Source organism: Mesorhizobium sp. P170090 (genome assembly GCF_057786115.1).
On sequence record NZ_JBYNWH010000001.1, the window covers coordinates 4959355 to 4980469 of the forward strand.

Annotated in this window: 24 protein-coding genes, 1 tRNA gene and 1 pseudogene; 17 read left to right on the forward strand and 9 right to left on the reverse strand. The window is 64.7% G+C overall.

Going from position 1 to position 21115, the window contains the following annotated elements; translation table 11 throughout:
- Nucleotides 1-40 precede the first annotated feature (40 nt).
- The 8 genes from cbiE (at nt 41) to AC3EML_RS24100 (ending at nt 6846) form a co-directional block, all read left to right on the forward strand.
- Nucleotides 41-1267 carry a precorrin-6y C5,15-methyltransferase (decarboxylating) subunit CbiE gene (cbiE, locus tag AC3EML_RS24065; protein ID WP_352513040.1) on the forward strand — a complete coding sequence of 409 codons (1227 nt, stop codon included), beginning with the start codon at nt 41-43 and terminating at the stop codon, nt 1265-1267.
- Nucleotides 1264-1650, forward strand: a complete 387-nt coding sequence (locus tag AC3EML_RS24070) for a cobalamin biosynthesis protein (protein ID WP_352522014.1) — start codon at nt 1264-1266, stop codon at nt 1648-1650. Before cbiE ends, AC3EML_RS24070 begins: the two co-directional genes overlap by 4 nt.
- Nucleotides 1647-2411, forward strand: a complete 765-nt coding sequence (gene cobM, locus AC3EML_RS24075) for a precorrin-4 C(11)-methyltransferase (protein WP_352522015.1) — start codon at nt 1647-1649, stop codon at nt 2409-2411. Before AC3EML_RS24070 ends, cobM begins: the two co-directional genes overlap by 4 nt.
- Complete coding sequence (gene cobA, locus AC3EML_RS24080; RefSeq protein WP_023700386.1) at nt 2408-3214, forward strand: uroporphyrinogen-III C-methyltransferase; 807 nt, start codon at nt 2408-2410, stop codon at nt 3212-3214. The genes cobM and cobA overlap by 4 nt, the downstream gene beginning before the upstream one ends.
- Nucleotides 3211-4524, forward strand: coding sequence for a cobyrinic acid a,c-diamide synthase CobB (locus AC3EML_RS24085; RefSeq protein ID WP_352522016.1), 1314 nt, complete (start codon nt 3211-3213; stop codon nt 4522-4524). Before cobA ends, AC3EML_RS24085 begins: the two co-directional genes overlap by 4 nt.
- Nucleotides 4521-5288: an adenosylcobinamide-GDP ribazoletransferase gene (gene cobS, locus AC3EML_RS24090; protein WP_352522017.1), complete on the forward strand. Its 768-nt coding sequence runs from the start codon at nt 4521-4523 to the stop codon at nt 5286-5288. The genes AC3EML_RS24085 and cobS overlap by 4 nt, the downstream gene beginning before the upstream one ends.
- Before the next feature lie 24 nt (nt 5289-5312).
- The gene (cobT, locus tag AC3EML_RS24095) at nt 5313-6323 is read left to right on the forward strand and encodes a nicotinate-nucleotide--dimethylbenzimidazole phosphoribosyltransferase (RefSeq protein WP_023733820.1); all 1011 of its coding nucleotides are present in this window, start codon (nt 5313-5315) and stop codon (nt 6321-6323) included.
- 250 nt (nt 6324-6573) lie between these two features.
- Nucleotides 6574-6846 carry a hypothetical protein gene (locus tag AC3EML_RS24100; RefSeq protein WP_155922523.1) on the forward strand — a complete coding sequence of 91 codons (273 nt, stop codon included), beginning with the start codon at nt 6574-6576 and terminating at the stop codon, nt 6844-6846.
- A gap of 177 nt (nt 6847-7023) precedes the next feature.
- On the opposite strand, the gene AC3EML_RS24105 is transcribed toward AC3EML_RS24100, so the two are convergent.
- Nucleotides 7024-7099, reverse strand: a tRNA-Lys gene (locus AC3EML_RS24105).
- 106 nt (nt 7100-7205) lie between these two features.
- The gene (locus AC3EML_RS24110; protein ID WP_023827323.1) at nt 7206-8114 is read right to left on the reverse strand and encodes a PhzF family phenazine biosynthesis protein; all 909 of its coding nucleotides are present in this window, start codon (nt 8112-8114) and stop codon (nt 7206-7208) included.
- 113 nt (nt 8115-8227) lie between these two features.
- Here AC3EML_RS24110 and AC3EML_RS24115 point away from each other — a divergent pair, with 113 nt between their 5' ends.
- From AC3EML_RS24115 to AC3EML_RS24130, 4 genes are all read left to right on the forward strand, one after another.
- A complete protein-coding gene (locus tag AC3EML_RS24115) occupies nt 8228-9514 on the forward strand; it encodes an efflux RND transporter periplasmic adaptor subunit (protein WP_352522018.1) in 1287 nt (428 codons plus the stop codon).
- A gap of 4 nt (nt 9515-9518) precedes the next feature.
- Nucleotides 9519-10223: an ABC transporter ATP-binding protein gene (locus tag AC3EML_RS24120; protein ID WP_023685174.1), complete on the forward strand. Its 705-nt coding sequence runs from the start codon at nt 9519-9521 to the stop codon at nt 10221-10223.
- Nucleotides 10220-11437: an ABC transporter permease gene (locus tag AC3EML_RS24125; protein ID WP_023685173.1), complete on the forward strand. Its 1218-nt coding sequence runs from the start codon at nt 10220-10222 to the stop codon at nt 11435-11437. Before AC3EML_RS24120 ends, AC3EML_RS24125 begins: the two co-directional genes overlap by 4 nt.
- A 130-nt stretch (nt 11438-11567) precedes the next feature.
- Nucleotides 11568-11810: a hypothetical protein gene (locus tag AC3EML_RS24130; RefSeq protein ID WP_023690325.1), complete on the forward strand. Its 243-nt coding sequence runs from the start codon at nt 11568-11570 to the stop codon at nt 11808-11810.
- Here AC3EML_RS24130 and AC3EML_RS24135 read toward each other — a convergent pair.
- Both AC3EML_RS24135 and AC3EML_RS24140 read right to left on the reverse strand, forming a co-directional pair.
- A complete protein-coding gene (locus AC3EML_RS24135; RefSeq protein WP_023668380.1) occupies nt 11807-12526 on the reverse strand; it encodes an NUDIX hydrolase in 720 nt (239 codons plus the stop codon). The genes AC3EML_RS24130 and AC3EML_RS24135 overlap by 4 nt on opposite strands.
- A 5-nt stretch (nt 12527-12531) precedes the next feature.
- Nucleotides 12532-13644 carry an endonuclease/exonuclease/phosphatase family protein gene (locus AC3EML_RS24140; RefSeq protein ID WP_023744652.1) on the reverse strand — a complete coding sequence of 371 codons (1113 nt, stop codon included), beginning with the start codon at nt 13642-13644 and terminating at the stop codon, nt 12532-12534.
- Between the two features lie 157 nt (nt 13645-13801).
- Here AC3EML_RS24140 and AC3EML_RS24145 point away from each other — a divergent pair, with 157 nt between their 5' ends.
- Both AC3EML_RS24145 and AC3EML_RS24150 read left to right on the forward strand, forming a co-directional pair.
- The gene (locus AC3EML_RS24145; protein ID WP_023805505.1) at nt 13802-14380 is read left to right on the forward strand and encodes a BA14K family protein; all 579 of its coding nucleotides are present in this window, start codon (nt 13802-13804) and stop codon (nt 14378-14380) included.
- A gap of 169 nt (nt 14381-14549) precedes the next feature.
- Nucleotides 14550-14834, forward strand: a complete 285-nt coding sequence (locus AC3EML_RS24150; RefSeq protein WP_023685169.1) for a PilZ domain-containing protein — start codon at nt 14550-14552, stop codon at nt 14832-14834.
- Nucleotides 14835-14915: 81 nt separating this feature from the next.
- Here AC3EML_RS24150 and ilvC read toward each other — a convergent pair whose 3' ends face one another.
- The 3 genes from ilvC to AC3EML_RS24165 form a co-directional block, all read right to left on the reverse strand.
- Nucleotides 14916-15935, reverse strand: a complete 1020-nt coding sequence (gene ilvC / locus AC3EML_RS24155) for a ketol-acid reductoisomerase (protein ID WP_013531065.1) — start codon at nt 15933-15935, stop codon at nt 14916-14918.
- A 23-nt stretch (nt 15936-15958) separates the two neighbouring features.
- On the reverse strand, nt 15959-16624 hold the full coding sequence (locus AC3EML_RS24160; protein WP_031201867.1) for a TetR/AcrR family transcriptional regulator: 666 nt from the start codon (nt 16622-16624) through the stop codon (nt 15959-15961).
- 143 nt (nt 16625-16767) lie between these two features.
- Nucleotides 16768-17226: a MarR family winged helix-turn-helix transcriptional regulator gene (locus AC3EML_RS24165; protein WP_023805507.1), complete on the reverse strand. Its 459-nt coding sequence runs from the start codon at nt 17224-17226 to the stop codon at nt 16768-16770.
- Between the two features lie 122 nt (nt 17227-17348).
- Here AC3EML_RS24165 and AC3EML_RS24170 point away from each other — a divergent pair, with 122 nt between their 5' ends.
- Nucleotides 17349-17654: a Rieske (2Fe-2S) protein gene (locus AC3EML_RS24170; RefSeq protein ID WP_023668375.1), complete on the forward strand. Its 306-nt coding sequence runs from the start codon at nt 17349-17351 to the stop codon at nt 17652-17654.
- A 1-nt stretch (nt 17655) separates the two neighbouring features.
- A pseudogene (locus tag AC3EML_RS24175) lies at nt 17656-18372 on the forward strand (glutathione S-transferase family protein); the annotation flags it as partial.
- On the opposite strand, the gene AC3EML_RS24180 reads toward AC3EML_RS24175, so the two are convergent.
- Entirely contained in the window at nt 18266-19594 is a 1329-nt protein-coding gene (locus AC3EML_RS24180; protein WP_488505328.1) for an FAD-dependent oxidoreductase, read from the reverse strand. The pseudogene AC3EML_RS24175 and the gene AC3EML_RS24180 sit on opposite strands and share 107 nt — an antisense overlap.
- A 75-nt stretch (nt 19595-19669) precedes the next feature.
- On the reverse strand, nt 19670-20077 hold the full coding sequence (locus tag AC3EML_RS24185; RefSeq protein ID WP_023690335.1) for a winged helix-turn-helix transcriptional regulator: 408 nt from the start codon (nt 20075-20077) through the stop codon (nt 19670-19672).
- 138 nt (nt 20078-20215) lie between these two features.
- Here AC3EML_RS24185 and AC3EML_RS24190 point away from each other — a divergent pair, with 138 nt between their 5' ends.
- Nucleotides 20216-21106 carry an SDR family oxidoreductase gene (locus AC3EML_RS24190; protein WP_023706160.1) on the forward strand — a complete coding sequence of 297 codons (891 nt, stop codon included), beginning with the start codon at nt 20216-20218 and terminating at the stop codon, nt 21104-21106.
- The last annotated feature ends 9 nt before the right edge of the window (nt 21107-21115 follow it).

Below are 21115 nucleotides of genomic sequence, written 5' to 3' on the forward strand. Positions count from 1 at the left end.
GGGGAGAAGGTGCCGGCAGGCGGATGAGGGGCGGCGCGACATGTCAAAAAAACAGCCCACGCCAAAATGGCTTACAATCGTCGGCATCGGCGAGGACGGTTTAGCGGGTCTCGGCGACGAGGCCAAGCGGCTGATCGCGCAAGCCGAATTCGTCTTCGGCGGCAAGCGGCATCTGGCGCTGGTGGCCTCCCTGGCCAAGGGCGAGGCGCGCGCCTGGCCGGTTCCTTTCGATGCCGGCATGGCAGACGTGCTGGCGCTGGCCGGCCGGCAGGTCTGCGTGCTCGCCTCCGGCGATCCGTTCTTCCATGGTGTCGGCGCTACGCTTGCCCGCAAGGTGAAGCCTGGGCAAATGCATGTTATCCCCGCGCCGTCAGCGACTTCGCTGGCCGCCGCACGGCTCGGCTGGGCGTTGCAGGACATCGAAGTGATCTCGCTGCATGGCCGCCCACTCGATCTGATCCGGCCGCTGCTGCATCCCAGGGCGCGCATCCTGGCGCTGACATCGGACGGCGACGCACCAGCGACAATAGCGCGCCTGCTCGCAGAGCTCGACTTCGGCGGTTCGCGGCTGACCGTTCTGGAAGCGCTGGGCGGACCGAACGAGAAGCTTCGCTCGGCACGTGCCGACGCTTTCGATCTCAGAGACATCAATCCGCTCAACGTGCTGGCGCTTGAGCTTGAATCGACACAAGAGGCCCGCATCCTGCCGCTGACCGTTGGCCGCGCCGACCATCTGTTCGAGCACGACGGCCAGATCACCAAGCACGACATCCGCGCCATCACGCTTGCGGCGCTGGCGCCGAGGCGTGGCGAATTGCTGTGGGACATCGGCGCCGGTTCCGGCTCCATCGGCATCGAATGGATGCTCGCTCACCCCTCGATGCGCGCCATCGCCATCGAGGCCAACAGCGACCGCGCCGCCCGCATCGTCCGCAACGCCGCGCATTGCGGCGTGCCCGGTCTTGTCGTGGTGGAAGGGTCGGCGCCCAAGGCACTGGCCGGGCTGGACACGCCGGATGCGATCTTCATCGGCGGAGGTGGCAGCGACGCCGGCGTACTGAACGCCGCCATCAAGGCGCTGCCATCCCGTGGCCGTCTCGTTGCCAATGCGGTGACGCTGGAGATGGAGGCGCTGCTTCTCGCGGAGCACATCAAGCGCGGCGGCGACCTCACCCGCATCACCATTTCCCGCGCTTCTCCTGTCGGTTCGATGCAGGCCTGGCGCCCGGCCATGCCGGTCACCCAGTGGAGCTGGGTGAAGCCATGATGGTGGCGGGCATCGGCAGCCGGAAGGGCGTGAGCGTCGAAGACGTGCTCGCGGCGATCGAAACCGCCCTCGAAGCGCACGGGCTGGCGATAACGGCGCTGTCGGCCTTGGCGACCGCCGCGCTCAAGAAAGACGAAGAAGCGATCTCTGCCGCTGGCCGCACGCTCAACCTTCCCGTCATCATCGTTGATGACGCCGCACTTCAGGCCGTCTCGTCGGAGGCACTCAGCAAATCCGATCTCTCGCAGGATCTCGCCGGCACACCCTCCGTCTCAGAAGCCTCCGCCCTTGCCGTTGCCGGCCCCGGTGCAAAGCTGCTTGGTCCACGCACCGTGCTCGGCCTGGTCACCTGCGCCATCGCCATCAGCGGAGACGCGCCATGACCGTGCATTTCATCGGCGCCGGTCCCGGTGCCGCCGACCTCATGACACTGCGCGGCGCCAAGCTGCTGGCAAGCTGCCCGGTCTGTCTGCATGCCGGCTCGATCGTCGCGCCGGAATTGCTGCAACACTGCGCACCGGGGACCAAACTGATCGATACGGCGCCGATGTCACTCGACGAAATCGAGGCCGCGTATCTGGAAGCCCATCAGGCCGGCCATGACATCGCCCGACTGCATTCCGGCGATCTCTCGGTGTGGAGTGCGGTTGCCGAGCAGATCCGCCGGCTGGAAAAGCACGGCATCCCCTACACGCTGACGCCGGGCGTTCCCTCTTTCGCCGCCGCAGCCGCAGCCCTTCGCCGCGAACTGACCATTCCCGAGGTGGCACAAAGCCTGGTGCTGACCCGCATCTCTGGCCGTGCCTCGAAAATGCCGCCGGGCGAAACGCTGGCCGGCTTCGGCCGCACCGGCGCGACGCTGGCCATTCATCTCGCCATCCACGCCATCGACCGAGTCGTCGCCGAATTGTCGCCGCATTATGGCGGCGATTGCCCGGTGGCGATCGTCTTTCGCGCTTCATGGCCGGACGAGCGCGTGCTGACCGGCACGCTCGCCACGATCGAGGCATTGCTCGCCGCCGACCCGATGGAGCGCACGGCGATCATCTTCGTCGGCCGCTCGCTGGCAGCGGAAGGTTTTGGCGAGAGTTCATTGTACGACGCCCACTATCAGCGGCGTTTTCGCGGACGGGACGGATTGTGAGCGGTAAAAGCGAAAACACGACGCTCGAACAGGCCCTTGCCCGGCTGAACTTCAAGCCGCGCCGGCTTGAGCCGGGCCATGTCTGGCTGGCCGGCGCCGGCCCCGGCGATCCCGGCTGCCTGACGCTGGAAGTGCTGGCGGCATTGGCCGAGGCCGACGCTGTGGTCTATGACGCGCTGGTCTCCTCTGACGTTGTCGCCGTTGCGGACAATGCCCAGCTGTTCTTTGCAGGAAAGCGCGGCGGCAAACCGTCCATGAGGCAGGATGATATCACCGCTTTGCTGGTGCGGCTGGCACGCGAGGGCCGCCGCGTCGTCCGGCTGAAGGGCGGCGATCCCTATATTTTCGGCCGCGGCGGCGAAGAGGCGCTGGCGCTGGCGCGCGAAAAAATCCCTTTCCGCGTCATGCCCGGCCTGACATCGGGGCTGAGCGCGCTGGCCGCCACCGGCATTCCCGCAACCATGCGCGGCATCAACAAGGCGATCATCCTGGCGACAGGTCATGCCGCCGGCACAGATGACGATCTCGACTGGGGCGCGATCGCCCGCACCGGCCAGCCGGTGGTCATCTATATGGGCATGGCCAATCTGCCTGTTATCGCCGCGTCGCTGCTCGAAGGCGGGCTGGCGCCGTCGACGCCGGCGGCTGTCATCGTTTCGGCGACGACACCGCAGGAGCGGACCGTCGTCGCGACACTCGCCACCATTTCCGAAGCGGCCGCCGCGGCGGAATTGGCCTCGCCGGCCCTCATTGTCGTCGGCGGCATCGTCGCCATGCGCGCGGCACTGGCGGGTAACGCATGACCCGCGCCATCATCATCGGCGCGCCGCGTTCCGGCTCCGGCAAGACCAGCGTCACCATCGGCATTTTGCGCGCGCTCGCCCGGCGCGGCATCAAGGTGCGCGGCGCCAAGTCCGGCCCCGACTATATCGATCCGGGTTTTCATACCGCCGCAACCGGTCTGTCCGGCGTCAACCTGGACAGCTGGGCGATGTCGCCTGACCTGCTCAACGCGTTGGCCGGCAATGCCACCGAGGATGCCGATTTTATCTTCCTCGAAAGCGCGATGGGCCTATTCGACGGCATCCCGGCCGGACAAGGCCGCACCGGCTCGGCCGCCGATCTGGCGCGGCTCTATCACCTGCCGGTGCTTTTGGTGCTCGACGTCTCGGGACAGTCGACGACGGCGGCCGCCGTCGCCAAGGGTTTTGCCACTTACGACCCGGATGTGCGCATGGCCGGCATCGTGCTCAACCGTCTCGGCAGCGAGCGCCACCGCAAGCTGTGCAGCGAGGCGATCGAAGCGTTCGGCCTGCCGGTCGTCGGCGCCATCCTGCGCGATCCCACGCTCAACCTGCCGGAGCGCCATCTCGGCCTCGTCCAGGCCGGCGAATATGCCGACCTGATGACGCATCTCGACCGCCTCGCCGACATGGTCGAGAAATCCCTCGACCTTGACGCCATCATGGCGCTGGCCGCGCCGTTTTCGCCGGCATCAGGCAGTTTCGAACATGCCTTGCAGCCGCCCGGCCAACGAATCGCGCTCGCCGAAGACGCCGCCTTCACCTTCCTCTATCCGCACGTCGCCGCCCACTGGCGTCAGGCCGGCGCCGAGATCGTGCTGTTCTCGCCGCTCGCCGACGAAGCACCGGTGCAGAATTGCGATGTCTGCTGGCTGCCCGGCGGCTATCCCGAGCTCCACGCCGGCCGCCTCGCGGCGGCGACCAATTTCCGAGCTGGCATGGCCAGGTTTGCCGAGACCAAGCCGATCCATGGCGAGTGCGGCGGCTTCATGGTGCTGGGCGAAGCGCTGGAGGACGCGGCCGGCGAGACGCACGCCATGCTTGGCCTGCTCGGCCATTCCACCAGCTTTGCCAAGCGCAAGATGAACCTCGGCTACCGCGAGGCACGCCTGCGCGCCGCCTGTCCGCTGGGGCCGCAAGGCGCGCTGATCCGTGGCCATGAATTCCACTATGCGCAGATGATCGCCACCGGCAATGACGAGCCGCTGGCCGACCTCGCCGACGGCCAGGGCAATCCGCTCGGCGCCTCTGGCTACCGGCGCGACCATGTCAGCGGCACCTTCTTCCACGCCATTGCGAGGAGTGCATGACCGCCGTGCCCTCGCCCCGGCAAGCGCTCGACGACATCGCGCTTTGCCTTGTCTTCTTCACCCGGCTGCCATTGCCTGTGTTCGACTTTCGCGGCCGCAGCCTGGCCGATGCGATCTGGGCCGCGCCTGTCGCCGGCCTCGCCGTCGCTTTGGTCGGCGCTGTCGTCTACGCTATCGGGATTAAGCTCGGCCTCGCCGCTGGGCCGGCGGCCGCCCTTGCGCTTGCAGCAACCCTGCTCGCCACCGGTTGCCTGCATGAGGACGGGCTGTCGGATGTCGCCGACGGTTTTGGCGGCGGCAAGACGCGCGATAAAAAACTGGAGATCATGCGCGACAGCCGCATCGGCACCTATGGCGCAGCAGCTCTTGGCCTGTCGATGCTCATCCGCTGGAGCGCGCTGTCGCAACTGGCGAATCCGACAAGCGTGCTCTTCGCGCTGATCGCCGCCCACGCCGCATCGCGCGGCCTGCTCGGCGCGTTCATGCATCTGGCGCCGGCGGCGCGCAGTGACGGCCTGTCTGCCGGCGCCGGGACCGTCTCGGCCCAGACAGCTGTTCTCGGCGCCGTGCTCGGGGCCATCCCGCTTCTGACCCTGGGGCTCGGCGGCGCCTTTGCCGCACTGACCCTGCTCGCTCTCGTGTTCAGCGCCTTGCGCGCGCTCTGCCTCAACCAGATCGGCGGCCACACCGGCGACACGATCGGCGCCCTGCAGCAGCTAGGCGAGATCACTGTCCTGCTCGTCGCTTCCGTTTCCCTGTCCTGATTCTTCCCCGGAGATTCCTTCCCCATGCCATTCAAATCATTCGACGAACTGCGCGCCGCCTGTCTCGATCTGCCTGCCGGCAGCGATACCGCCGCCAATGCCGTCGCCCGCCGCCAGGACACGCTGACGAAGCCGCAAGGCAGCCTGGGCCGGCTGGAAACCCTCGCCGCCTGGCTGGCGCGCTGGCAGGGCCGCGACATGCCGAAACTCGACCGCGTCAAAGTCTTCGTGTTCGCGGGCAACCACGGTGTGACAGCGCAAGGCGTTTCAGCCTTTCCCTCGGAAGTGACCGTGCAGATGGTGGCGAATTTTGCCGGCGGCGGCGCCGCCATCAACCAGCTTGCCCGCATCGCCGGCGCGGAACTCGACGTCATCCCGCTCGATCTCGATCAGCCGACCGGCGATTTCACCGACGTGCCGGCGATGGATGAAAAGACGTTCCTCGCCGCCGTCTCGGCTGGCTATGACGCGGTGACGAACGACCTCGACCTCGTCTGTTTCGGCGAGATGGGCATCGGCAACACCACGCCGGCGGCCGCCATTTCGACCGCCCTGTTCGGCGGTGGCGCTGAAAAATGGACCGGGCGCGGCACCGGCGTCGACGATGCCGGCCTGAAGCGCAAGGTCACCGCCATAGAATCCGGCCTCAAGCGCCATGCCGACGCGCTGTCCGACCCGCTGAAGATCGCCGCCGCCCTTGGCGGTCGCGAACTCGCCGCCATCTTCGGCGCCACGCTCGCCGCCCGCCACAACAATGTGCCGGTGCTGCTCGACGGTTTCGTCTGCACGGCCGCCGCAGCACCCCTGGCGCGACTGCACCCCTCAGGCCTCGCCCACACCATCGCCGCCCATGTCTCAGCCGAATCCGGCCACCGCCGCCTGCTCGAAGCGCTCGGCCTGCCGCCGCTGCTCGACCTCGGCATGCGGCTCGGCGAAGGCTCCGGCGCCTGCCTCGCCGTCAACATCGTCCGCTCGGCACTGGAATGCCATGTAAGGATGGCGAGCTTTGCCGAGGCTGGCGTTTCGGAGAAGTAGCTAGAGCGATTTGACGGGAGGGCGCCGGCCCGAACCTTCACTGACCATCGTCGGGCCGGTCACTGGCATTCCGGGCTGGTGGCTCGAACAGCACGGCCGCTGAAAGATTCCCCACCTGGGGGTTGGCCCGCTGCTTCTGTGGTGGGCTCTTTTTACTGGCACTATTCGCCGCCGTTGCCGACAAAATGTGATTGACGTAACGGTGACCAGGCGCAATCATTACGGATTGTGCAGGGTGAGGGCGTTTTCAATGAAACTCGTTGTCTTTGGCGTAGCAATAGTATTGGCCGCTACCGGAGCAGCTGTTGCGAAAGAGAAGAAAAAGGTGGCCACCGCTCAGGCTACAACCTCGTGTTCTACAGCTCATAAGAAGGCTGGCAGCAAGCCGACCGCGAAACCGGATTGCAAATCGACAGGCACCGTGGTTGCGCGACCGTCAAATAGGGCCGAAAACTTCCTGGATCATTATAATCCGCGCTTAGGGTATGACACCAGTCCGTGGTTTCAAACTGGCTTTAATTGATGGCGGCTTCGGCTTCCGGGCTTTTCTTAATCCAGCGCGGCCTTCACTCCTTCGCCAAATAGCGCACCGGCTTACCGGCCGCCGAGTTTAAGGCAAACCTGCCCCATGATTGAGGCATGTCGAGGCGCGTCAACGCGTCCGGCATTCCAAGGTCTTCCACCAACTCTTCTAGAAATTTGGTGGGTGCGCACAGGATTGAACTGTGGACCCGCTGATTAAGAGTCAGCTGCTCTACCAACTGAGCTACGCACCCACTCGACCGGTAAAACCGGCGTTGGCGGGCATATAGCCGCCGATACCGGTCCTGTCCAGCCCTGCCGGAATCATTTCCCGACAAATCGCTGAACTGCCGCAGGCGGTCACACGAACAGCCTGCCTTCCGCCACCTTGATGGCATGGCCGCCGATGCGCGCGGAGGCCAGTTTTCCGCCTTCGACAGTGAGTTCCAAGCGGATACGTGACGGGCGGCCCATCTCCAGCCCCTGCTCGATCCACAGCTGCGAAATGCCGTCGGTCGGGCCATCGAACTGCATGATGGCGCCGGCAAAGGCCGCCGCCGCCGACCCGGTCGCCGGGTCTTCATAGGACGGCGTGCCCGGCACGATCATGCGGACATGGAAGGCGCTGTCATGGTTCACCGTCTGGCGGCAATAGACATACGGGCTGGCGAAGGCCCATTCGCTCTTGCGCGGCGCCAGTTCCGACCAGACCTGGTTGTCGAGCTTGATCCGGCCGGCAGCCTCCAGATTGGCAACCGGAATGGTGACGTAAGGCACGCCTGCCGACCAGAACGACACCAGGTGATTCTCGAAGCCGATCTCGTGCGGCGCCAGCCCGAGGGCGGCGCCGATCGCCTCCGGGTCGGCATCGAGCTTCAGCGGCTCCGGCAGCTTCGCCAGGTCGAACTCGGCAAAGGTGGCGCCATCGTGCCGGCTGACGGCGCAGCGCACCGGGCCGATATTCTCCTCCAGCACGAAGATGCCGGCTTCGCCCTCGCCTGTCAGTTCGGCCAGCGCGATCGCGGCGCCAACTGTCGGATGTCCGGCGAACGGCATCTCATAGTCGGGCGTGAAAATGCGGATGCGGTTGCGATGTTTTGGATTGTCCGGCGGCAGCACGAAGACCGATTCGGACAGGTTGAACTCGCGCGCAATGGCCTGCATGGCGGCTGTATCCAGCCCTTGGCTGTCGAGCACGACAGCCAGCGGATTGCCGGCCAGCCGCTCCGTCGTAAACACATCGTAGAGCAAGTAATTGCGGGTCTGCATCTTGAAAAACCTTCCGCCTCAATCCGGACATGGCCGAAATTTAATTTGATATTCGAACCACCAAGCCTGATCTGTGCACATATAGGGACATTACGCTTTCATAGGGGTCCGGCGTGGACCAGCTTGTCAATCTGCCAAAGACGGAATCGGATTCCGCCATCGAGGCGGCGCTTGGGCTTGACCAGAGTGGTGTGCGCAAGACGCGCCGTCGTGGCTGGCTTTACGCGCTGCTGGCGCTGATCGCCGTTGCCGGCGGCCTCGCCGGCTACCAATGGTATGCCGGCTCCCCGGCCAAGATCGACTACACCACAACGCCGGCCACCATTGCCGACCTCACCGTCGCGGTATCGGCGACCGGCACGCTGCAGCCCCTCACCCAGGTCGACATTTCAAGCGAACTGTCCGGCATCATCCGCTCGGTGTCGGCCGAAGAGAACCAGCAGGTCAAGAAGGGCGATGTGCTGGCGACGCTCGACACGGTGAAACTTGAGGTCCAGATCGAACGCGCCAAAGCCTCGGCCAAGGCCGCTGCCGCCAATGTCGAGGACGCCACGGTAACCCTGAAGGAGAACGAAAGCGCCCTCACCCGCGCGGCCGAACTGACCAGGCGTGGCATGGCGACCGATCAGTCGCTCGAGGCGGCGACTGCCACGCGCGACCGCTCCAAGGCGGCGCTCGATAGTGCGCAGGCCAATCTCGCCATCGCCCAGGCCGATCTCAAGGCGCAGCAGACCGACCTTGCCAAGAGCACCATCTATGCGCCGATTGGCGGCATCGTCTTGACGCGTTCCGTCGACCCCGGCCAGACGGTCGCCTCCTCGCTGCAGGCGCCGGTTCTGTTCATCATCGCCGCCGATTTGAGGAACATGGAATTGGTGGCGGCGGTCGACGAGGCCGATATCGGCGCGGTCAAACCAGGCCAGCATGCACGCTTCACCGTCGATGCCTTTCCGGAGCGGCCGTTCGACGCCGAGATCCGCGACATCTCCTACGCCTCGGTCACCACCGACGGCGTCGTCACCTACAATGCACGGTTGGAAGTCGACAATAACGAGCTTTTGCTGCGGCCCGGCATGACCGCCACGGTTTCGGTCGTCACCAGGCAGGCCAAGAGCGTGCTCACCGTGCCTTCAACAGCGTTTCGCTATCGGCCATCGGCACCTGCTGCCCGCACGTGGAGCCTCAGCGATCTGTTCACCGGCCGCATGGGTCGTGGCGGCAACCGCCGCCAGCCGGTGAAGGCGCCCACCGACGGCTCACGCACGCTCTATGTGCTGGAGAACGGCCGGCCGCACCCGGTCAACGTCAAGATCGGCTCCACCGACGGCGAACTGACCGAGATCACCTCCGGGCTGGATGAAGGTGCAGAGGTTATCACGACCTCGCAGCTGCGGAGCTGACGCCATGGCCGCGGGCCTCATCGGTTTCGACACGGTCTGGAAGAGCTATGGCCAGGGCGAAGCCAAGGTCCATGCGCTGGCCGGCGTCGACCTCGCCATCCAGCGTGGCGAATTCGTCGCCATCATGGGCCCGTCCGGTTCGGGCAAATCGACCGCGATGAACATCATCGGTTGCCTCGACACGCCGACGGCCGGAACCTACTCCTTCATGGGCATCGACGCCGGGCGGCTCGACCGCAACCGCCGGGCGCTTCTGCGCAATCTCTATATCGGCTTCGTCTTCCAGGGTTACAATCTGTTGCCGCGCACCACGGCGGCGGAAAATGTCGAGCTGCCGCTGATCTATCGCGGCGCGCCGGCCCGCGAGCGCCGCGATCTTGCCATGCAGGCGCTGGCGGAGGTCGGCCTGGTCGGGCGCGAACATCACACGCCGGCCGAACTCTCCGGTGGTCAGCAACAGCGCGTGGCGATCGCGCGCGCCATCGTCACCAGGCCGACGCTGCTCGTCGCCGACGAGCCGACCGGCAATCTCGACACCGCCCGCACGCATGAGATCATGGAGTTGTTGACGCGGCTGAACCGGGAGCTCGGCTTGACCATCGCCATGGTCACCCACGAGGCCGATGTCGCCGATTATGCCGAGCGCACCATCCGCTTCCTCGACGGCCACGTCGCGTCCGACACGGCCAAGTCGGAGTTGGCGTCATGATCTGGGAAACCGTCCGCCTCTCTCTGCGCTCCATCCGCCGCAATGTGCTGCGCTCGTTCCTGACGCTGCTCGGCATCGTCATCGGTGTCGCCGCCGTCATCGCCATGCTGACCATCGGTTCGGGCACCACGGCCAAGGTCAAGTCGGACATCGCCAAGCTCGGCTCGAACCTGCTCGTCGTCCGTTCCGGCCGCCCGGCAGGCACCGGCGGACCAGGCGGGCTCGACCAGGCGGTACGGCCTCTGGCCGACAAGGATGTAGCCGCCCTCGTAGCCCACCTGACCGGAGCGCGCGCCATTGCGCCGGCGTCGCAGAAACAAGTCCGCGTCATCTTCGGCACCGAGAGCCTGACCTCGGGCGTCACCGGCACCGACAGCGCCTATCTCGACGCCCGCGACTGGAAGCTGGTGTCGGGCCGCCCGTTCTCGGATTCGGAAACACGCTCCGGCACCGGCGTCTGCCTGATCGGCGAAACGGTGCGCCAGCAATTCTTCGGCGCCGGCGAACCCGAGGGCGAGATCATCCGCGTCAACCGCACCTCGTGCAAGATCATCGGCCTGCTCGAACCCAAGGGCTATACCGGCTTCGGCCAGGACCAGGACAATGTCGTCTTGATGCCGCTTGCCGCCTATCAGCGCCGCATCGCCGGCAACCGCGACATCGACAACATCTACGTCGCCGCCGACGACCGCACCCCGACCACCGAATTGCAGCCGCGAGTCGAGGACATTTTGCGCGACACCCGCCGCATCACGCCGGACCGCGAAGACGATTTCTCGATCCGCGACATGACCCAGATCGCCGACGCCATGGCCAGCGCCACCACCACCATGACCGGCATGCTGGGCGCCGTCGCGGGCGTCAGCCTGCTGGTCGGCGGCATCGGGATCATGAACATCATGCTGGTCTCGGTCACTGAGCGCACCCGCGAGATCGGCATCAGGCTCGCCATCGGCGCGCATGAAAAGCACATCCTCATCCAGTTCCTGGTCGAGGCGACGGTGCTGTCGCTGCTCGGCGGCATTATCGGCATCCTGATCGGCCTGGCGCTGGCCGGCCTCGCCTCGGCAACGCTGGCCATACCGTTTGCGCCGAGCCCGGCGGTCATCCTGCTCGCCGTCGGTTTTTCGGCGCTGATCGGCATGGTGTTCGGCTTCTTCCCGGCGCTGCGCGGCGCCAGGCTCGACCCGATCGACGCGCTGCGCCACGAATAAGCGCCAGATCAGCTCCACCGCAACCAACCGCTATCCACAAGGATGGGTGCTTGTCGACATCGGCAATACTTGTTGTCGTCCGGTCTGCGATGCTAATTTTAGAGCAAAGGCATCTGGTCAAGGAGTGGCAATGAGCAAGAAGGCGCGGCTGATTCTGACGATGGTGATCATCGAAGGCGCCCTTGCGGGACTTTGGTGGTATCTCGCCCGCTACGGCATGGCCAATCCCGATCGTGTCACCGCCGATTTTCAGGCAGTCGTCGGCCAGACGATGGGCATGGTCATGGGTGGATTGCTGGGCATCGGCGTCATCCTGTTCCTCGTCGCCGCCCGCAACGACCGCAAGGCGGCGCAGAACAATCCGCGCCGTTAGCCCCCGCCACCGCCAAAATGCCACTCGACCAGCGGCTTCATATGCGGTGCCAGCCCTTCCGGCAGGTCGGCGGCGTGGCGGATGATCACCGGCCCCTCGATCTCCGGCTCGGTCTCGGTCGCGACGAAGGCGCCGATGCGCCGCGCAATCTCGTCGGCCGGCGCATCGACGTGGTAGCGGCGGAAGAGGACCGTGCCGGTCGAAGTCGACAGCGCATGGTAGCGCTTGCCGCGCGCAGCGCCTGTCAGGTCAAGCCCGGTCTCCTCGCGCACTTCACGGATCATGTTGAAATCGACATCGACGCGGCCATCGCGAAAATCGATCGGCTCGAACGAGCCGGCAGCGAAGTAGACACTGCCGGCCGGGACCGTGTGCGCGCCCATGCGGATCGCCACCAGGGCGTTGTCGCCGGCGACCAGCATGGCGTGGCCATAGGCATGCTCGGCGCCCGTCCCCTGCCGGTTCTTTCGCCACAGCAGGAAGGTCGAGTACTTCACCGCGTGACAACGCCCGACGATCCGGTTGTCGCGCCAGGCGAGCGCCGAGAGCAGCACCACCGTGCCGTCGAACAACGCCGGATTGGCCGTGACCTCGCGCCGCCAGTTGTCAGTGATCGCCTGCGCGTTGTCGCGCTCGAACGGATGCGGGCCGGGGTCGAGCCGGACGTCGATTTCGTCGACGGGCAGGATGACGTTGCGCGGCAGGTCGAAGCTCACCGTGCTCAAGCCATGTCCAGGGTAATTGCGACGGGACAATGGTCCGACGCCTTCGGCCGGTCCCAGCCGGCGCGCGGAAAGCGCTCCACCGCCTGTCCGGCCGGAAAGATGGTGCGCCAGGGCTGGCCGTTGCGGATGATGTCGGGAACCGCCGTCGCATTCTTCGCCGCCAGCCCTTTCGACAGCAGGATGTAGTCGAGCTGGCACAGATGCCGCTCCTTCGGCCCGCGCGTGTGGTAGAAACTCCAGCGGTCCATCTCCGGCCGGCGTTCGACGACATTCTCGCAAAAGCCGCCGGCGGTGAGCACATCGATACAGGACTGGCTCTCGTCGATCACCTGGAAGCGGTAGCCGTCGATAGCGTCGCCCTCGATCTTCACCCGCTGGCGGTAGTCGTTCATGTCGCCGCAGATCGCCCAGTTTTTATCGGCTGCGTGCTCTTTGCCGAAGCGCTCCTCGATGATGCGGCGCACGGCTTGCGCCTCGGCGATGCGCACCGGCATCGTCGCCTCGCGGCCGTCGAGCCCATTGCGCGGCGAGCCCATCGATTTGAAATGGACGAGGTAAAGCGTCAGCGGCACGCCGCCGACCTTGATGTCGACCTCCAGGCAATCGCGCCGGAAGATGCGTTCATTGGCCAGGTTGCCGAGCGCCTCGAGTTCAGGCGTGTGCAATCCGAACTGCTCGAACGTGACATAGGCATGGCTGGTCATGCGCACGAATTCGATCGGCTGACCTTGCGCTGTCTCGTTGCGCATCATCACGGCAACGTCGATGCCGCGCGAATCATTGCCGGCGGTGGTGTATTTCTGCCGGTAACCCTCGCCCACCATCTTGAAGAGATAGCCGTACTCGAAGGCCTTCAGCGCCTCGATGTTGTCGACCTCCTGCATGCAGATGATGTCCGCACGGGTGGCGGCGATGGCGAGCGCGGTCAACTGGCGCGTATCGTCGGATTGCGCGATGGCGCGCGCCTGCTCCAGCATCCGGTATTCGGCTTCGCTCTGGATGTCGAAAAGCGCCAGCGTGCGGTCTTCGTTGAGCTGGTTGCGGAAGCCCGAGTAATCGAACCTGTTCATCAGGTTTTCGACATTGAAAGTGGCGAGGCGCAGCGACATGGACTGACCTTTGCCTGCAAGCGCCAATGAAAACAAGGGCTGCTCGTCATGGCTGATGGAACCTTTCTGTTCATCCTCCGTTCAGACGCCAAGGTCCATCAATAGGCCACTTCCCTGGGGTATCCGGGCGTGGGGCCTGTATCACTTGGAGAGTGCAATGAGCTCGCTCTTTTCGTCCACAGTCAAATCCGGGCTGTTAGCGCTCGGTCTTTTCTCGGGTCTCACGGCGCCATCCGCCGCGGGCCCGATCCTGCAGCCGGACTTGTCGGTGCCGGCAAGCACCGCATTGTCTGACATCACACCGGTTCGCGACAGCTGGGCGGGCGGCAATGACCGCCGCTCCTTCAACGATTGGCAGTGGCGCCGCCACGACGGCCGTCGCTTTGCCCGGTCAGGCAACTGGAACAACGGCAACTGGAACGGCGGCGACAACTGGCGCTGGCGCCATCACCGCCACCATCGCGGCCGTGATTTTGACACCGGCGCCGCAGCAGTTCTCGGCCTCGGCCTGGGTCTGGGCCTCGGCAGTATCTACAACAACGGCTACTACAACAACGGCTATTACAATGACGGCTACTACGTGCAGCCGGCGCCCCGCCGCTATTACCGCACGCAGCGTCTGTCCAGCGCCCATGTACAGTGGTGCTACGACCGCTATCGGTCCTACCGGGCCTGGGACAACACGTTCCAGCCCTATGGTGGCCCGCGCCAGCAATGCTGGTCGCCCTACAGCTGAACTATAAACGACAATACACGACGGCGCCGCCCCATCGCGGCGCCGTTTTCATTTGGGAAAGACGGCTGGTCTCGGTCACCGCTAACCATATGTTTATCGGCTCAGCCTATCCGTGATATCGTGCCCCATCTGACGATCGCGCCGATCCGGTCGCGAAGGACGTGCCGTCATGGCCGACAACGAGTTGCGAAACAAACACCGGCAGCGCGTGCTGAAAGGCGCGACGATTCTGACCGGCCTCACCAATTCCGAGGTCAAGTGCACGGTCCGCAACATGCATGCCGGCGGCGCCGAACTGAAAGTGTCGATAGACGCGCGCGTGCCGGACGAGTTCCTGCTCTATGTGCCGGTCGACGGCATCGGCTACAAGGCCATCGTGCGCTGGCGCCGCGACGACCGCATCGGCGTCGAGTTCACCGGCACCGAGCCGAAGCCGCATTGGCACTATGGCTGAGCGTCCTGATCGATAAACCGGCATGAAAGAGCCGGCGGATCGCTCCGCCGGCTCCTTGCTCCCAATCCTGAAGATTGCGGGTTAGTTCTTGGCCTTGTCGACCAGTTTGTTCTTGGAAATCCAGGGCATCATGGCGCGCAGCTTGGCGCCGACTTCCTCGATCTGGTGGCTGTCATTGTTGCGGCGGATGCCCTTGAAGCGCGACATGCCGGCGCGGTATTCCTGCATCCACTCCGAGGTGAACTTGCCGGTCTGGATATCCTTCAGCACGCGCTTCATCTCGGCCTTGGTCTCGGCGGTGATGATGCGCGGGCCAGAGACATATTCGCCCCATTCGGCTGTGTTCGAGATCGAGTAGTTCATGTTGGCGATGCCGCCTTCATAGATCAGGTCGACGATCAGCTTGACCTCGTGCAGGCACTCGAAATAGGCCATTTCGGGCGCATAGCCGGCTTCCACCAGCGTCTCGAAACCGGCGCGGATCAGTTCGACCAGGCCGCCGCAGAGCACGACCTGCTCGCCGAACAGATCGGTCTCGCATTCCTCGCGGAAATTGGTCTCGATGATGCCCGAACGGCCGCCCCCGACGCCGCAGGCGTAGGACAGAGCGAGATCGAGCGCATTGCCGGAAGCATCCTGGTTGACGGCGACCAGGCACGGCACGCCGCCGCCCTTCTGGTATTCGCCGCGCACCGTGTGGCCGGGGCCTTTCGGCGCGATCATGACGACATCGACGGTCGACTTCGGCTCGATGAGGCCGAAATGCACGTTGAGGCCGTGCGCGAAGGCAATCGCGGCGCCGTCACGAATGTTTGGCGCGATTTCGTTTTTGTAGATGTCGGCCTGCAATTCGTCAGGCGTCGCCATCATCATCAAATCGGCCCATTTGGCAGCGTCGGCCACGCTCATCACCTTGAGCCCGTCAGCCTCGACCTTCTTGGCGGTCGCCGATCCCGCCTTGAGGCCGATGGCGATTTCCTTGGCGCCGGAATCCTTGAGGTTGAGCGCGTGCGCCCGGCCCTGGCTGCCATAGCCGATAATGGCGACCTTCTTGCCCTTGATCAGATTGAGATCGGCGTCGCGATCGTAATAGACACGCATCTTTTGCTTCCTTCCCGTAGAGATTAGAGGCCTTGCGGCCCGGTTTTTGCTCCGTAAAGAGCGAGAAACTGCTGCGTTGCCCGGACGGCATCGCCGCCGATCGCCGCTTCAGTCAATTCCAGCCTGTCGCCGAGCAGGAGACGGATCTGCACGTCGCGGGCGACCAGCCCGAAAAAGGTCCGGAACGCCATTTCGGCGTCCGTAAAGTCGAGCAGCCCGGCCTGCTTGCCGGCAAGCAGCACCGGCTTCAGCCGTCTGGCCAGCGCGAAACGGCCATTCTCCAGCACGATGGCGCCGAGATCGTCCTTTCCGGATCCGGCATGGCCGACCGCGACGCGGTTCAGGGCGATCGAGGTATCGCTCGAAATCACCTTTAGCCAGTCCGAGGCGAAGCCTTCCAGGCTTGCCGTCATCGAGGCAAGATCGAGCCGCTCACCGTCGACCGGCACCACGCGCACTTTCGATGCCTGCCACTGCACGGTCGCCGTCAGCAGTCCGTCGCGGTCGCCGAACCATTTGTAGAGCGTTTCCTTCGAGCAGCTGGCGCGGCGCGCCACCGCGGTCATAGTCAGGCTGTCGCCCTCCTCGACCAGCAGGCGCAAGGCAGCGTCCAGAACAGCCTTCTGCCGCTCCGTCAGCGTCGCGCTGGTGTCGATGTCGGCGTTCGCCTGCAACAATTTCCTGCCCATCCGATGAGGTAGCCGAACCGCCGAAAAATGCGTACCGTACGTTACGGTTCGGCATATTGCGCAATCCTGTGCTCGACGCAAGGGGCCAGGTAGAAAAATCGTTGACTTGAGAGCCGCCGAGCAAACGGCGAGGTTCTGACGGATCAATCATCGGCAGGCGGATGGCGCAACTCTCCAAGCAGGCTTGCCAGTATCTTCAGCTCCTCCGTCGAGAGTTTGTCACCGACCAATTCCGCAATCGAGCGTCCGTAGACCGCCCACATCCGCCGCCGCGTCTCACGGCCCTTGGCCGAGATGCGGATGGTCTGGCCGCGGCCGTCATCGGCAACCCTGAGCTTCTCGACCAGTCCGTCGGCCTCGAGCCGCGCCAGGAGCCGCGAGATGTTGTACTGCGCAAACAGTGTGCGCTCGGTCAGCTGGAACGGCCGCAGCCCGCCCTCGCCCGCCTCGGCTAGCTCGTGCAGCACGTCATACCAGTCGAGCGGCGGCAAGCCGCTGGTCTTCAAAGCCTCTTCCGCCTTTTCGATGAGCTGGCGCGAAACCCGCATCAGGCGGGCCCAGGCCTTGACGGCTTCGGGCGAAGGCGTGGTTGTTTTGGTCATGACCCATCCTAGGCAATAGATGCAGTTGCATCAAGCTTGACGATCGATGCACTAGCATCAAGCTTGACGATCGATGCACATGCATCTATATGCATGCAGCTGCATCAATCCGGGAAAAATCCATGAAACACGAAATCTGCAAAGTCGCCGACGTCCCGCAGACGGGCAGCTTGATTGCACCGTTCTTCGGCCGCGAGGTCCATGTCTGGCGCAGCGGCGAGCGTGTCCGTGCCGCCGCCAATGTCTGCCTGCATTTCGGCGGGCCGCTCGACTGCAAGGACGGCAAGCTGGTCTGCCAATGGCACGGTGCCGCCTTCGATATGGAAAGCGGCGATCGGCTTGAAGGTCCGGCGCCAAAAGCGTCGCGACTGATGTTCCTGTCGACGCGGGTCGAGGACGGCGCGTTGAACTATGTCTGGGGAGAGTGACATGCCTCAGAAGAATGAAATGCCTGGCAAGCTCATTCTCGTCAGCCATCATCTGTGCCCCTATGTCCAGCGCGCCGCGATCTCGCTGACTGAGAAGGGCGTGCCGTTCGAACGCGTCACCATCGACCTCGCCGACAAGCCGGACTGGTTCAAGCCGATTTCGCCGCTGGGCAAGGTGCCGCTGCTGATCGTCCACGCAAATGGCGAGGAGACGGTGATCTTCGAATCCGCCGTCATTCTCGAATTCCTCGAGGAGACGCAAGCCAATCCTCTGCATCCGGCCGACGCCTACGCCCGTGCCCGGCATCGCGCCTGGATCGAGTTCGGCTCGGCGACATTGAACACCATCGGCCGGTTCTACACGGCTTCGACGGAGGCCGCCTTCCTGGCAGAGTCCACGGCACTTTCGGCCATGTTCGATCGTCTGGAGGACGAACTGGCCGACCAGGCCGGACCGTGGTTCAATGGCGAGTGCTTTTGCCTCGTCGATGCCGTCTACGGCCCGGTCTTCCGCTATCTCGACGCCTTCGACCGGATCGGCAATTTCGGCATTCTGGACGGCAAGCCATTGGTCCAGGCCTGGCGCAAGGCGTTGAGCGAACGCGCCTCGATCAAGGGTGCCGTGGCGCCGGACTATCCGCAGCGGCTGCGTCTATTCCTGCGTGCGAGAAATTCGCTTCTCTCGAGCCTGATCCCGCCGGATGATCTGGCCAGTGCACCTCCTCTAGCCCGATCCGCCTGAACGGATCGATCAGCGTGCCGGCCACCATCGAGGCAAGCACGCTTGGCACTGGCGGGATTTTGGCGATGGTTGCCACCAGCCTGTCGCGGAAGAAGGGCAGCATCGTGCCGTCCGACTGGTAGAACGGCGTCAACGCCAGCGACAGCAGTTGGAAGATCCGGACGTGCCATCGCCGCGCCCGGGCGTAGCTTTCCAGCGCTGCCTCGACGTTGCCCGTCTGTGCCAAGGCATGGCTGAGCGCTGCCGCGTCGAGCAGCGCCATGTTGGCGCCTTGCCCGAGCTGCGGGCTGGTCGAATGCGCGGCGTCGCCGATCACCGCCAGCCGGCGGCCGGTCGGCAGCTTCATCGTGTGATGGCCGTAGCGCGCCAGCGACAGCTGGTCGAAGCTGTCGATCTGGCTGGTGAACGCCTCGCACTGTGGCCACAGCGAGACCAGTCTCGCCTTCCAGGCGTCGAGCCCTGCCGCGCGCACGTTTTCGGCATCCGCCGGCTTCAGGCTCCAGAAGAACGCCGCCATCTTTTCCCCGCCCGGTTCCGGTCGGCCGATCGGCAGGACGCCGATCATCACGCTGGCCTTGTCGTAGCGCTGCAGCAGCGCATTTTCGTCGAAGCCTTGGCGCCAGCCGAGCGAGGCCCAGAACGCGCCATAAGTGAGCTGCCGCGGCTCGGCCGGATCGTTGAGGCACCGGCGCAGCTTCGAACGCGAGCCGCTGGCGTCGACCACGAGGTCGAACGGCCCTGCCCTGCGGCCCCCCACCGTTCGGCTCTTGTCGAAGATCAGGATCGCCCGCTCACCGACGTCCAGCGTCTCGATCTCGACACCGGTTTCGATGGCGATGCCTTGGCGCTGCGCGGCGCGAAACAACATGTTGAACAACGCCGCCCGGTGCACCGCCAGCCCGAAACGGCCGCCAGGCTGCGCATCGTAGCGCACGGCGAGCACGGTGCGGCCGCTCGAGGCATCGGCGCCATGCAGACGCTCGATGCGGCTCCCCAGCGCCAGAATGTCGTCGAGCAGGCCGAGATCGGCGAGCACGCTCAGCCCGGTCGGCTGCAGGATCAGTCCGGAACCGACGGGCTTGGGTTCCTCGAAACGTTCGAAGATGGTGACGTTGTGGCCCGCGCGCTTGAGATAGAGCGCGGTGGCGAGTCCCGCCGGGCCGGCGCCCGCAATCGCGATGTCGAGAGATTTTTCCATTGCCCGCCCAACCACTGGCCGGACAATCCTTCAGCGCCATTGTCAAATCAAGCCTTTGCTGCATGGACCAAAATATCAGCCACCGGCGTCGAAGGCAGCGCGCGCCTTGCGCACCGCACCATGGTTGAGTTCGGCCCACAGGATCAATTGATGCAAGGCGCCGAACATCGAACGGCCGAGATCGGTCAGGCTGTATTCGACGCTTGGCGGCTTGGTCGGGAACACTTCGCGATGAACAAAGCCGTCGCGCTGCAGATCGTGGAGCGTCTGGGTGAGCATGCGCTGCGAGATGTCGGGCACCAGGCGCCGCAACTCGCCGAAACGATAGGGCTGCTCTGCGAGCGCCGCCATCAGCAGCGAACTCCATTTGCCGTTCACGCCCTGCATCACGTCGCGAACTGGGCAATCGGCAATGTTTGCGCCATCGCTGGTGGCTTTGAATATATTGAGCTTGGTTCTCAGATTGACGACCTTGCCGTCCATGGCTGCTGGTTCCCTGGCGGTGCCTACCTCCCTAAAAACTGCCTTCTTTACGGTGGCCGGTCAATTCTTATTTTAGTGCTGGTCTCTTTTTGAGACTGTCAGAAGCACCCGCCACCCGGCGCAATTTCAGGATCCCCCATGACCGCAACCCTTCTCGTCACCGGCGCTTCCGGCCAGCTTGGCCGCGGCGTCATCAACCACCTGCTGGACACATTAAAGATCCCCGCAAACCGCATCATCGCCACCACCCGTACACCCGCCAACCTTGCCGATCTGGCGGCGCGCGGCGTCGTCGTCAGAGCCGCTGACTTCAACGACCCGCAATCGCTTGCCGAGGCCTTCGCGGGAGCCGACCGGGCACTCGTCATCTCGACCAACGAACTTGAGGTACAGGGGAAGCGGCGCGAGCAGCAGCTTGCGGCGGTGACGGCGGCCAAACAGGCTGGCGTCGGCCACCTGCTGTACACCTCGATGCCCAACCCCGAGCCTGGTTCGCCGGTTGTTTTCGCGCCCGACCACTACGACACCGAACAGGCGATCAAGGCGAGCGGGATCCCCTACACGATATTCCGCAATGGCTGGTATAACGAGAACCTGTTCATGGCGTTGCCGCAGGTTCTGGCGTCGGGTCAGTGGTACACCTCCGCCGGCGACGGCGCCATTTCCTACGGCACGCGTGACGATTTCGCGGCGGCGATCGCAGCGGGGCTCGCCTCGGACAGCAGCGAAAGCGCGACTTACACGCTCACCGGCCCCAGTGCGTATACGGCTGCCGAAGTGGCGGCGTTGGTCACCGAGGTCACCAGCAAGCCGATCAAGGTCATCCAGCTTTCCGACGAAGCCCTGACCGAGGGAATGAAGTCGGCCGGCCTGCCTGAACCCTTCGCCAAGGTGCTGGTGTCGTTCGACGCTGCCGCACGCGCAGGTGACCTCGGCATGGTGACAGACGCGGTCGAAAAACTCTCCGGCCGAAAGTCGGTGCCGCTGAAGCAGTTTCTGGAGACGAACAAGGCTGCACTGGCCGGCTGAAAGCTGCCG

What these genes read in the sequence shown, in the direction of transcription:
- AC3EML_RS24145 (WP_023805505.1), top strand. Translation starts at nt 13,802, where the DNA reads ATGAGCTCGCTCTTTTCGTCCACAGTCAAATCCGGGCTGTTAGCGCTC.
- AC3EML_RS24125 (WP_023685173.1), top strand. Translation starts at nt 10,220, where the DNA reads ATGATCTGGGAAACCGTCCGCCTCTCTCTGCGCTCCATCCGCCGCAAT.
- ilvC (WP_013531065.1), bottom strand. Translation starts at nt 15,935, where the DNA reads ATGCGTGTCTATTACGATCGCGACGCCGATCTCAATCTGATCAAGGGC.
- AC3EML_RS24185 (WP_023690335.1), bottom strand. Translation starts at nt 20,077, where the DNA reads ATGGACGGCAAGGTCGTCAATCTGAGAACCAAGCTCAATATATTCAAA.
- cobS (WP_352522017.1), top strand. Translation starts at nt 4,521, where the DNA reads ATGACCGCCGTGCCCTCGCCCCGGCAAGCGCTCGACGACATCGCGCTT.
- AC3EML_RS24150 (WP_023685169.1), top strand. Translation starts at nt 14,550, where the DNA reads ATGGCCGACAACGAGTTGCGAAACAAACACCGGCAGCGCGTGCTGAAA.
- AC3EML_RS24120 (WP_023685174.1), top strand. Translation starts at nt 9,519, where the DNA reads ATGGCCGCGGGCCTCATCGGTTTCGACACGGTCTGGAAGAGCTATGGC.
- AC3EML_RS24165 (WP_023805507.1), bottom strand. Translation starts at nt 17,226, where the DNA reads ATGACCAAAACAACCACGCCTTCGCCCGAAGCCGTCAAGGCCTGGGCC.
- AC3EML_RS24160 (WP_031201867.1), bottom strand. Translation starts at nt 16,624, where the DNA reads ATGGGCAGGAAATTGTTGCAGGCGAACGCCGACATCGACACCAGCGCG.
- AC3EML_RS24100 (WP_155922523.1), top strand. Translation starts at nt 6,574, where the DNA reads ATGAAACTCGTTGTCTTTGGCGTAGCAATAGTATTGGCCGCTACCGGA.
- AC3EML_RS24110 (WP_023827323.1), bottom strand. Translation starts at nt 8,114, where the DNA reads ATGCAGACCCGCAATTACTTGCTCTACGATGTGTTTACGACGGAGCGG.
- cobT (WP_023733820.1), top strand. Translation starts at nt 5,313, where the DNA reads ATGCCATTCAAATCATTCGACGAACTGCGCGCCGCCTGTCTCGATCTG.
- AC3EML_RS24190 (WP_023706160.1), top strand. Translation starts at nt 20,216, where the DNA reads ATGACCGCAACCCTTCTCGTCACCGGCGCTTCCGGCCAGCTTGGCCGC.
- AC3EML_RS24140 (WP_023744652.1), bottom strand. Translation starts at nt 13,644, where the DNA reads ATGTCGCTGCGCCTCGCCACTTTCAATGTCGAAAACCTGATGAACAGG.
- AC3EML_RS24180 (WP_488505328.1), bottom strand. Translation starts at nt 19,594, where the DNA reads ATGGAAAAATCTCTCGACATCGCGATTGCGGGCGCCGGCCCGGCGGGA.
- AC3EML_RS24170 (WP_023668375.1), top strand. Translation starts at nt 17,349, where the DNA reads ATGAAACACGAAATCTGCAAAGTCGCCGACGTCCCGCAGACGGGCAGC.
- AC3EML_RS24070 (WP_352522014.1), top strand. Translation starts at nt 1,264, where the DNA reads ATGATGGTGGCGGGCATCGGCAGCCGGAAGGGCGTGAGCGTCGAAGAC.
- AC3EML_RS24085 (WP_352522016.1), top strand. Translation starts at nt 3,211, where the DNA reads ATGACCCGCGCCATCATCATCGGCGCGCCGCGTTCCGGCTCCGGCAAG.
- AC3EML_RS24130 (WP_023690325.1), top strand. Translation starts at nt 11,568, where the DNA reads ATGAGCAAGAAGGCGCGGCTGATTCTGACGATGGTGATCATCGAAGGC.
- cbiE (WP_352513040.1), top strand. Translation starts at nt 41, where the DNA reads ATGTCAAAAAAACAGCCCACGCCAAAATGGCTTACAATCGTCGGCATC.
- cobM (WP_352522015.1), top strand. Translation starts at nt 1,647, where the DNA reads ATGACCGTGCATTTCATCGGCGCCGGTCCCGGTGCCGCCGACCTCATG.